The 10784-nt window shown below is 75.0% G+C and carries 8 protein-coding genes; 7 read left to right on the top strand and 1 reads right to left on the bottom strand.

Annotated elements, in window-relative coordinates:
- From ACJ9NR_RS37125 to ACJ9NR_RS37095, 7 genes are all read left to right on the top strand, one after another.
- On the top strand, positions 1-1251 hold the full coding sequence (locus tag ACJ9NR_RS37125) for an FAD-dependent monooxygenase (protein ID WP_412492702.1): 1251 nt from the start codon (positions 1-3) through the stop codon (positions 1249-1251).
- A complete protein-coding gene (locus ACJ9NR_RS37120; RefSeq protein WP_412492700.1) occupies positions 1248-2450 on the top strand; it encodes a zinc-binding dehydrogenase in 1203 nt (400 codons plus the stop codon). Before ACJ9NR_RS37125 ends, ACJ9NR_RS37120 begins: the two co-directional genes overlap by 4 nt.
- A 208-nt stretch (positions 2451-2658) precedes the next feature.
- Positions 2659-5832 (top strand): amino acid adenylation domain-containing protein, encoded by a 3174-nt coding sequence (locus tag ACJ9NR_RS37115; RefSeq protein ID WP_412492699.1) that lies wholly within the window; start codon positions 2659-2661, stop codon positions 5830-5832.
- A complete protein-coding gene (locus tag ACJ9NR_RS37110; RefSeq protein ID WP_412492698.1) occupies positions 5829-7025 on the top strand; it encodes a cytochrome P450 family protein in 1197 nt (398 codons plus the stop codon). The genes ACJ9NR_RS37115 and ACJ9NR_RS37110 overlap by 4 nt, the downstream gene beginning before the upstream one ends.
- Complete coding sequence (locus ACJ9NR_RS37105; RefSeq protein ID WP_412492697.1) at positions 7015-7398, top strand: acyl carrier protein; 384 nt, start codon at positions 7015-7017, stop codon at positions 7396-7398. Before ACJ9NR_RS37110 ends, ACJ9NR_RS37105 begins: the two co-directional genes overlap by 11 nt.
- Complete coding sequence (locus tag ACJ9NR_RS37100; protein ID WP_412492696.1) at positions 7395-8897, top strand: amino acid adenylation domain-containing protein; 1503 nt, start codon at positions 7395-7397, stop codon at positions 8895-8897. The genes ACJ9NR_RS37105 and ACJ9NR_RS37100 overlap by 4 nt, the downstream gene beginning before the upstream one ends.
- Before the next feature lie 98 nt (positions 8898-8995).
- Positions 8996-9901 (top strand): alpha/beta fold hydrolase, encoded by a 906-nt coding sequence (locus tag ACJ9NR_RS37095; protein WP_412492695.1) that lies wholly within the window; start codon positions 8996-8998, stop codon positions 9899-9901.
- On the opposite strand, the gene ACJ9NR_RS37090 is transcribed toward ACJ9NR_RS37095, so the two are convergent.
- Positions 9819-10607 (bottom strand): IclR family transcriptional regulator, encoded by a 789-nt coding sequence (locus ACJ9NR_RS37090; protein WP_412492694.1) that lies wholly within the window; start codon positions 10605-10607, stop codon positions 9819-9821. The genes ACJ9NR_RS37095 and ACJ9NR_RS37090 overlap by 83 nt on opposite strands.
- Positions 10608-10784 lie beyond the last annotated feature (177 nt).

The following is a 10784-nucleotide window of genomic DNA, read 5'->3' as shown; positions in this document are numbered from 1 at the left end:
GTGGAAACGCAACAGCACCGCACCACCGCCCTCGTCGTCGGAGCCGGTATCGGCGGTTTGACCGCCGCCGCCACGCTGAGCCGCGCGGGCCTCGACGTGCGAGTCTACGAACGCGCCACCGAACTGCGCGCGGCCGGCTCCGGCCTGTCCGTCATGACCAACGCCCTGACCGCGCTCAGCGGCTTCGGCATGGACCTGAAGCTGGAGGAGCACGGCCGGGCCGTCGAGGTCTTCAAGATCCTGGACCGGCGCGGCCGGCTGATCCGGGAGCAGCCGCTGCGGGAGGTCAGCGACCGGCTGGGCGCGCCGTGCGTGAGCATCAGCCGCGCGGCCCTCCAGAACGCCCTGCTCGGCCAGGTCGGCGACGTCCCCCTGGAACTCGGCGCCGCCGCCACCGGCTACGAGAGCGACGACGACGGCGTCACCGTGCGCTTCGCCGACGGCACCACCGCCCGGGGCGACATCCTCGTCGGCGCCGACGGCTTGCGCTCCGCCGTCCGCCGCCAACTGGCCGGCCCGGAGGAGGAACGGGACAGCGGGTATCTGTGCTGGCTGGCCGTCGTCCCGTTCGAGGACCGGCGGCTGCCCCCCGGGTACGTCGGCCACTACTGGGGACGCGGCCGGCGCTTCGGTCTGATCGACATCGGCCACGGCCGCTACTACTGGTGGGGCACCCGCAACATGCCGGCCGCCCGCAGCCGCTCCTGGTCCGGCGGCAAGGACGACGTCGTCCGCGCGTTCGACGGCTGGGCCCCCGAGGTGCGGCGGATCATCCAGGAGACGCCCGAGGACGTCATCCTCACCATGCCGTCGTGCGACCGCGTCTTCCTGGAGCGCTGGGGCGACGGCCCCGTCACCCTCCTCGGCGACGCGGCCCACCCGATGCTGACCAGCCTCGGCCAGGGCGCGGCCATGGCCATCGAGGACGCCGTCGTCCTCGCCCACGCGGTGGCGGGGCATCCCGGCCGTCCCCGGGCGGGCCTGCGCGCGTACGAGGAGGCACGGCGCGAACGCACCCGGACCATGGTCACCGCCTCCCGCCGGACCAGCGGCATCGAGCAACTGCAGCACCCGGTCGCGACGGCGCTGCGCGACGCCTTCCTGCGGTGGGTGCCGAAGTCCGTGCTGTCGCGCCAGTTCGAGGCCGCGCTGACCTTCCCGGCGCCCGTGGGCCCGGCCCCCACGGGCGCGGCCGCCGCGGGCGTGCGGGCGGACCCGGAGGACCGGGTCACCGGGGAGATCGGGCCGTGACACACACCCGGCAGCACCCGAAGGGCGGGCCGCAGGCGCCGGCCACCGCAGCGACCGGAGAGGAACGCGAACTCATGACCGGTGAGACGACGACCGCCGCGCGGCGAAGCCGCTGCGTGGTCCTGGAGGAGTTCGGCCGGCCGCCGGCCGTGCGGGACCTCACCGTGGACCGGCCGCCGCCGGGCGGGCTCGTCGTCGAGGTCCGCTTCGGCGGCGTGTGCGGCACGGACGCCCACCTGCAGCAGGGCAAGCTGCCGATCTCCACCCCGGTCGTGCTGGGCCACGAGGGTCTGGGCGTGGTGGCGGAGCTGGGCGGCGAACCGGTGACGGACGCCACCGGGGCGCCCCTGCGCCCCGGCGACACCGTCATGTGGGCCTCGTCGATCTCGTGCGGCACCTGCGTGCCGTGCCGGATCCACGGCGAGCCCACACTCTGCGAGAACCGCACCACCTACGGCGTCACCATTCCTGCCGGCACGGGTCCGGGTCCGGCGGGCTCATGGTCGCAGTACATGTGCCTGCGGCCCGGGACGACCGTGGTGCGGCTGTCCGGCGGCATCGACCCGCCGGCGGCGATGGCCTTCGCGTGCGCGGGCCCCACCATGGTGCACGCGCTGCGCCGGCGTCCGGTGCGGCTCGGCGAGACGGTCGTCGTCCAGGGCAGCGGACCGGTGGGACTGGCCGCCGCCGCCCTGGCGCAGCTGTCCGGGGCGGCCCAGGTCATCGTCGTGGGCGGGCCGAAGGAGCGCCTGGACCTCGCCGCCCGGGCCGGCATCGGCGACCATCACCTCGACGCCGTGGGAGCGGACGGCCCCGGACCGGCGCTGGCGCGGGCACTCGAGCTCACCGGCGGACGGGGCGCCGACCTGGTGGTGGAGTGCTCCGGGGCGCCCGAGGCGGTGGGGCAGGGACTGCGGCTGACCCGCCGAGGCGGCGCGTACCTGATCGTGGGCCAGTACACCGACCGGGGGGACACCGAGGTCAACCCGCACCAGTTCGTCCACCGGCAGCTCACCGTGGCGGGTTCGTGGGGGTTCACCGGAGCCCATCTGGCGGCGTACGTCGATCATCTCCCCGTCCTGGCAGGGCGCTTCGACCTGCCCGGACTCGTCACCTCCTTCCCTCTCGACGCCGCCGGGCAGGCACTGGCGCACGTCGCGGACGGCTCGGTGATGAAGGCGGTGCTGCGGCCCTCGTGACCGGCCCCTGGCCACCGGTCCACGCGGCAGTCCGGCCCGCCGCCCCGCACCCCGCAATCCGCACGCTCAGAAGGGCTACGACCTTGCTCACCCGCGACAACCGTTCGGCACCCTCCCCGTCCCACCGGGCCGGTCGCTCCTCCCTTCGGCGGGCCCGGCGGCCAGTACCCGGCACACCACCACACCGGACGGGCGACGGAGGTGTGCGGTGACGCCCGCCCGGGCCGTGGCGGACGCGCCGCGCCGGACCGGCCCGCCGCCGGGAGCGTCGATCCCGGCGGTCTTCCGGGAGCAGGCCCGCCGGTACCCGCGCGCCACCGCCCTCGTCCACGGCGACCGTGCCCTGTCCTACGCCCGGCTCGACCGGGCCTCGGACGCACTCGCGCACCGGCTGCGGGAGGCCGGGGTCGCACCCGGCGACCTCGTACCGGTCGTGGTGCCCCGGTCCGCGGAACTCGTCGTGGCGCTGCTCGCGGTGCTCAAGCGCGGAGCGGCCTACGCCGCGCTGGACCCCGCATGGCCCCGACCGCACCTGCACCGGCTCATCCGGCGCCTGGGCGCGAGGGCCGTGGTCTCCGACGACGAGGGCGGATGGCCACAGCCGGTCGTCGTGCCGGCCGTGACGGTGGACGCGACGCGTGCCGGACGGGATCCCCGGCCGGCCGACGTCACCGGCGACCGACCCGCCATGGTGTTCTTCACCTCCGGCACCACCGGCACTCCCAAGGCCGTGGTCTCCCCGCACCGTGCCACGCTCCGGCTGCTCGACGACGAGGTCCTCGCCAGGCCGGGGCCCGGCGGCGCGATGCCCCTGGCCGCGCCCTCGCCGTGGGACGCCTTCGCCTTCGAGCTGTGGAGCATGCTTCTCACCGGCGGAACCTCGGTGATCACCGAAGGCCCGTACCTGATGCCGGACACGCTGCGAAGTGCGGTCCGGCGGCACGGCGTGGACACCGTCTGGCTGACGGCGACCCTGTTCAACCTGTTCGTGGACGAGGATCCGGCCTCCTTCGCGGGGCTGCGCCAGGTGCTGACCGGAGGGGAACGGCTCTCGCCCCACCACGTACGGGCCTTCCTCACCGCGCATCCGGAGACAGAACTGGTCAACGGCTACGGGCCGGTGGAGAGCACGGTGTTCGCCACGGTGCACCGGGTCCGCGCGGCGGACACCGAGCGGCCCGGGGGCATACCCATCGGCCGGCCCGTGGCCGGCACCGACGTCCACGTACTCGACGGCGACCGGCCGTGCGTGCCGGGAGCGAGCGGCGAGATCTGCATCGGCGGCGACGGCCTGGCCGTGGGGTATCTGGGGGAGCCGGAGCGGACCGGCACCGCCTTCGTCACCGTGGACCTCGGTGGACACGCCCGGCGGCTGTACCGCACCGGGGACCGGGGGCACCGCTGCGCCGAGGGTCTGCTGCACTTCGGCGGCCGTACCGACCGCCAGGTGAAGCTGCGGGGCCATCGCGTGGAGCTGGGGCACGTCGAGGCCCTGGCCGGCCGGATCCCCGGCGTGGCCCGGGCGGTGGCGGTGGCCGTGACGGACCCGGACGGCGCCTGCCGCGAGTTCGTCCTCTTCTGCACTGCGGTGGCCGGAGGGGGGGTCACGCCCGAGCAGGTGCGTACAGAGCTGTCCCGGCGTGCGCCACGGCACCTGGTGCCCGACCGCGTTGAACGAGTGGACAGCATCCCTGTCACCGCGAACGGCAAGGTCGACCATGCCGCGCTCCTGAAGTCTCTGGGGGCCCGGCCACCCGGGCAGGGCTCCTCCCCGGACCCGTCGGACGGCCGGGCCGACGAGGTGCAGGCGGCCGTGGCGGCGGCGTTCGCGGAGGTCCTGGGGGTACGGCGGATCTCCCCGGACGACTCGTTCTTCCGGCTGGGCGGCACCTCGCTGGACGCCGGGCGGGTCAGTGTCCGGCTGAGCCGCCGCCTCGGTGTGCCGGTGCCGGTGTCCCGGGTGGTGGCCCATCCCACGGCTCGCGAGCTCGGCAGCTGGCTGCGCGGTCCGGGCACCGCCGTGGACCGGGCCGACCGGACGGGAACCGGGGCGGAGGCGGCCGGACCGGAGGTGGTGCCCTTGGAGCACATGCAGGCGGCGTGGTGCTTCATGCATCAGCTGACGCCGCAGGACCTGTCCCCGTTGTGCCCGATGGTGTGGGAGATCGAGGGCCGGCTCGACATCGGGGCGCTGGAGGCGGCACTCGTCGACACCGAGCACCGTCATGACGCCCTGCGCGCGGCCTACCTGGTACGGGACGGTGCGCCCGTCGCCGTGGTCGCGCCCGTCACCGGGTCGGTGCCCCTGCACCGCCTCGGTCCGGAGGACGCTCCCGGCGAGCGCCGCGGCGCTCGCCACGACCGCGACCGCCTGCTGCGCCATCTGCTCGGCCGCCCGCTCGCCATCGAGCGCGGCGAGGTGTGGCGCCATGCCGTGCTGCGATCGGGCGAGCGGACCCTGCTGGGGGTCGTCGTCCACCATGTGGCCTTCGACGGCCGGTCGCAGAATGTGCTCGCACGTGACCTGTCCACGGCGTACGCGGCCCGGGTCAGAGGCCACGCGCCGCACTTCGGCTCCCCCGCCCCGCCGTTGCGCCGGGTATCGGCGGAACTGCGCCGCCAGCGCGGCCGTCTCGCCGCCGGGCCGCAGCGCCGTTTCTGGGCCGGGGAACTGGCGGATCTGCCCGACCTCGCCGTGCCGGGGCGGCCCGGCACGGCGCGGGCGGCGGGCGCCGACCCACTGGCCTTCACCGTGTCCGCCGGGGACCTCGCGCTGTGCGACAGGGTCGCGGGCGAGGTGGGCGGCACCCGCTTCACGGTGCTGCTCGCCACCTTCGCCCACGCGCTGCACCAGGTCACCGGACAGGACGCCTTCGGCATGGGCGTGCCCGTCGCCAAGCGCGGCAGCGACGTCCTGGACCGTGCGGTGACCTGCCTTGTCGATACCGTCTGCCTGCCGCTGCGCGGTCTGTCGGCGGCGAACGGCCCGGCCGCGCTGGCCGGCTCCGTCCACCGCGCCTGCCGGCGTGCCTTCGCCGCGCAGGACGTGCCGTTCAGCGAGGTGGTGCGCATCGCCAACCCACCGCGCGGAGCACGTCATCCGCTGTTCCAGGTGATGTTCGCCCTCCAGGACGCGGCGCCTCCCGCGCTGCGGCTCGCCGGCTGCACCACCCGCTTCCACCGCGCCTCCGCGCCGCGGGCGGTGGCGGAGCTGGTCGCCGAGGTGTGGCCGCTGGAGGACGGCGCGGCCGCCGTGGAGCTGAGCCGCCAGCCGGAGGCGGTCGGGCCCTCGTTCGCCCGCGAGGTGTGCTCCGCCTACCGCGAGGGTCTGCGGCAGCTGGCCGACCCGGCGCACCGGGCCGGGCGGGGAGGGGCACGATGAGTTTCTGGGCCGACCCGCACGCACGTCTCCGGCCGATCCATGACCAGGCACCGGTGCTGTGGATGGACGCACTGGACGCGTGGGTGGTCACCGGCAGGACCGCGGTGGATACGGCGCTGCGTTCGACGGCCGTCTCCTCCCATTGGGAGCGGCAGCGGCCGGACGCCGGACTGGCGCGGCGTCATCCCCGGCTGGACGCGATGCTCCGAGGGTGGTTCATGCTCATGGACCCGCCCGGACACCAGAGGCTGCGCCGGACGGTGCAGGGCCGGTTCGTGCGGCGCCGGGTCGAGGAGGACCGCCCGGCCCTGCGGTCGGCCGTGGCACGGTGCCTCGACGGTTTCTCCCCCGGCCGTCCCGTCGACGTGGTCGCGGACTTCGCGGAGCCCTTGTCCCACCTGGTCGTCGCGCGTGTCCTGGGCGTCCCCGCCGAGGCGGCCTCGCGGGCGGCGGGCCTGGTGTCGGACATCGCGAGTTTCCTCGCCCAGCCGCACAAGGCCGGGTTCGCCGCCGCGGCCGAGGCGGCGGTCGACGAACTCGCCGCGTTCTACCGGCACCTGGCGCCCGGTGCCGCACCGGACAGCGCGCCGGCCGGCCTGCTGGAGAACGGCGCGGACGACCATCTGCACACGGCCGCGCTGCTCACCTTCGCGGGGCAGGAGACGACGACCGGGCTGATCGGTGCGGGCCTGGTCCACCTGCTGCGCCACGAGGAGCAGTACCGGGACCTGGCCACCGGCCGGGTGAGCGCCGCGGCCGTCGTGGAGGAACTGCTCCGCTACGACACACCGGTGCCGCAGGTGCCGCGGATCGCTCTGGCCGACTTCGACCTGGAGGGCAGCCGTGTCCGGGCCGGTGACCGGCTGGTGCTGTTCGTCACCGCGGCCAACCGCGACTGGTCGGGCGACTCGTCCGCGGACGTCCTCGACTGCGCGAGCGGGCGCGGGCACCTGGCCTTCGGCGCGGGCGTCCACTACTGCCTGGGCGCTCCGCTCGCCCGGGTGGCGGCGCAGGCCGCGTTCGAACAGTGGGCGGAGCGCTTCCCGCACGCCCGGGTCCTGCACGACAGCGTGCGCTGGTCCGTCGGCCGCGGTTACCGGGCCCTGGCGACGGCGCTGGTGGTGCCGTCGCCGCACGGGGCCGCCGGCGCCGTTCATCCCACCCCTCGGAAGGAAACAACTCATGGGCAGTGACCAGACGCTGACGGCACAGGAGATCCCGGACGCCGGGATCCGCATCGTCGCCGACGTGTTCCGGCAGGTCGTCGGGGCCACGGCAGTCGACGCCGACGCGGACTTCTTCGCCCTGGGGGGCCACTCGTTACTGGTCGTCGAGGCCATCGGGCTGCTGCGCGAGCACCACGGGCTGAGTGTGCCGGCCCGTCAGTTCTTCGCGGACGCCAGCGTGCGGGCGGTGGCGGCCGCCTGCGTGCCGTTGTCCGGGGCGGACGGCGGGCCGGACGGTCCGGTCCGTGGCGCGCGGCGGAACGGGAGCGACGCCCCGGGCGACAGCGCGGACGACAGCGCGCAGCAGGGACCGCCCGCCACCGAGGCGGGCAGGCGATGAACAACCCGCCCGTCACCGCCACGGCGTCGGTGCCCGCCCTCGTCGCGTACTGGGCGCGGCGGCGGCCCGACGCGACCGCGGCCTCGTGGGACGACGGCAGGTCGCTGTCGTACCGGGACCTGCTCACCCGCGCCCTGGGCATCGCCGCCCGGCTGCGGCGCCGCGGCCTCCGGCCGGGGGCGGTGGTCGCCGCCTGCGTGCCGCGGGGCGGGGAGGCCCTCGCCGCCCAGCTCGGCATCTGGCTGCACGGCTCCATCGCGCTGCTGGTCGACCCGGCCCAGCCGGCCCTGCGGACCGAGGCGCTGCTGGCCGACGCGTCGCCCGGCGCCTCCCTGATCGGTGCGGGCGTCCGGCCGCCGGGACGGGCCGCGGCCTGGCCCGCGCCGGTCCTGCTGGACGAGGTGGGCGGCGAGGCGCCGTCCGGCCCGCTCCACGACCCGGGCACCGGTCCCGCCTACCTGATCTACACGTCCGGTTCCACCGGCGTGCCCAAGGGCGTCCTCGTGGGGCACGAGTCCTTCGCCGCGCTCGCCCGGTGGCACCGGCGCACCTATGAGGTCCGGCCCGGCGACCGGGCCTCGTCGGTGGCGGCCCTGTCGTTCGACGCCTACCAGTGGGAGGTGTGGCCCTACCTGTCCGGCGGCGCGCGGGTGCACTTCGCTCCGCCCGAGGTCAGGCTGTCCCCGTGGGAGCTGGACGAGTGGCTGCGCGGCGAACGCATCGACCTGGCGTTCCTGCCGACGCCGCTGGCCGAGGCCTACGTCCGGCACGGCACGCATTTCGAGCGGCTGCGTGCCCTGCTCACCGGGGGTGACCGGCTGCGGCTGCAGCACGGGCACCCCTTGCGCCGCTTCGTCAACCACTACGGCCCGACGGAGACCACCGTGGTGGCGACCGCCGGGCCGGTCGGCCCGGATCTCACGGGACCCGCGCCCATCGGCCGTGCGATCGACTCCGCCAGAACACTGGTCGTCGTCGACGGCGACCGTGAGGCGGCCCGGGGCGAGCCCGGGGAACTGTTCGTCGGCGGCTCCTGCCTGGCCCTCGGCTACTGGCAGGACCCGGAGGCGACCAGCCGAAGCTTCGTCGGCCTTCCCGGCCGCCGGGGCCGGTGGTACCGCACGGGCGACCTGGTGCGCCAGGACGCCACCGGCGAACTGTCCTTCCTGGGGCGGCTGGACCGGCAGCTGAAGGTGCGCGGGGTGCGGGTCGAGCCGGGGGAGGTCGAAGGCGTCCTGGGCGGGCATCCGGCTGTGGAGGACATCGTGGTGAGCACGGACGAGAGCGGGGGTGCCCTCGTCGCCTTCGCCGTACGGCGCGACCGTCCCGGGCTGTCCGTCACGCCGGCCGAGCTGAGGGACTTCGCCGCCGACCGGCTGCCGCCGGAAATGACACCGCAGACGTTCTATTTCGTGCCGGGCATCCCCCTCACCGACCACGGCAAAGTGGATCACGCCGAACTGGCGGAGCTGGCGGCCCGGTGCGCCCCCGCCCGCTGAACAGCCGGGCCGGCCACGCGTGCACGGGCCGCACCGGTCGTGCGGCCGGTCAGCGCCGCCCACGGCCCGGCGCAACCCGAGGAGAACCGGAGCAGTCCATGCCCGTCCTGTACGTCAACGGCGTCGAGCTCACCTACACGGTCCACGGCGGCGGCGAACCCGTCGTCCTGGTCACGGGGATCGGCGCGCGCGCCCGCACCTGGCACGCGTACCAGGTGCCCGCCCTGGTGAATGCGGGCTACCAGGTCGTCACCTTCGACCACCGCGGCACACCGCCCAGCGAGCCGTGCCCGGACAGCCTGACGCTCGACGACCTGGTGAGCGACACGGAAGCGCTGATCGAGGAACTGGCCCTGGGACCCTGCCGGGTGGTCGGGGTCTCCTTGGGCGCGCTCGTCGCCCAGGAGCTGGCGCTGGCCCGCGCCGACCTGTTCACCCAGGCCGTGTTCATGGCCACCCGGGGCCGCACGGACACCCTGCGCGCGGCCCTGACGGCGGCGGAGAGCGAGCTGGCCGACCGGGCCGTGCGGCTGCCGCCCCGGTACGAGGCGGTGGTGCGGGCGATGCAGAACCTCTCCCGCCGTTCCCTGGACAGCCCCTCACTGCGGGACTGGCTGGACCTCTTCGAGTCGACGGCGGTGGACCGGGGTTCCTCCTACCGGGCGCAGCTGCAGTCCACGTCGATCCCGGACCGGCTGGCCGCGTACCGCGGGATCAGGGTCCCCAGCATGGTCATCGCGTTCCAGGACGACATCATCACGCCTCCCCATCTGTGCCGTGAGGTCGCGGCCGCGATTCCCGGCTGCCGGTACCAGGAGCTTCCCGACTGCGGGCACCTCGGGCACGTGGAGGACGCACCCGCCGTCAACGCCGCGTTGCTGGACTTCTTCGCCACGCCCGGCACAGGCGTGGTACGGGCCGTCACACCAGGGGAAGCAACGTCCGCAGCGATCCCTCCTCCAGCGTCCGGGCGATGTCTCGGGCGGCCACGTGGAGGGGTTTGACGAATCGCCGCCCGCCGCCCGGCATGGGTGTGAAGGCGACCGAGAGCGCGACGACCGGTGAGCCTCCCACGATGACGGGGACGCAGTTGCAGCGCAGCCCGTCGATGACGCTGGTCTCGTTGTGCGCCCCGCCGCGGGCCCGGATGTCGTGCAGCCGCCGGCGCAGCTTGGCGGCCTCCCCTTCCGGCAACGGGTGCCGGCTCAGCGCGGCTTCGAGGTCGGCCGCCGGGGAGTGGGCCAGCAGCGTCCTGCCCTCCGGGGTGCTGACGGCGGCGGCCCGTTCACCGGCCACGCTCGGTGCCAGCCGTCCGTCCGAGGCGCCCGGGAGCTGCTCCAGATAGGTGACGGTCGCTCCGCGCCGCCGGGAGACCAGCAGGACGCACTCCGTCTCCCGGCGCAGTTCTCGCATCCTCGGCAGCGACACGTCCAGCAGGACGTCGTCCACGGTGCGTCCGGCCAGTGCGACGATCCGGGGGCCGGTGCGGTAGCCGTCGCGGTGGCGTCTGACGACGCCGAGCACGACCAGCTGCCCGACGACACGGTGCACCGTGGACTTCGGCAGGCCGCTGGTGCGCGCGAGCTGGCTGAGCGTGAGGGCGCGCACATCGTCGCCCATGGCGTCGAGGATGGCGAACGCCTTGTACAGGACGGAGGGAGCGCTCTCAGTCCCGGTTGGAGCACTGCCCGACGAGGATCGCTGCGGCATGGCGTCTCCTGGGGTGACAACGCCGCGGTCACTCGTGTCGCCCGTGACTCGCGCGCGTTCCAGTGATGGCGTGCGTGACGGTCTGCCCACACGCTGTGCACCCCAGGCACATCGTACTCTCGCGAATCGGCGGCCGGACCGGATACGGAGGCACGCCCCGGCAGAACTGACAAAGGA

The sequence above is a fragment of the Streptomyces sediminimaris genome (assembly GCF_047049295.1).
Classification (GTDB): Bacteria; Actinomycetota; Actinomycetes; order Streptomycetales; family Streptomycetaceae; genus Streptomyces; species Streptomyces sediminimaris.
Note: the sequence above shows the minus strand (reverse complement) of the source record. Positions and strands in the feature narration are given on the sequence as shown.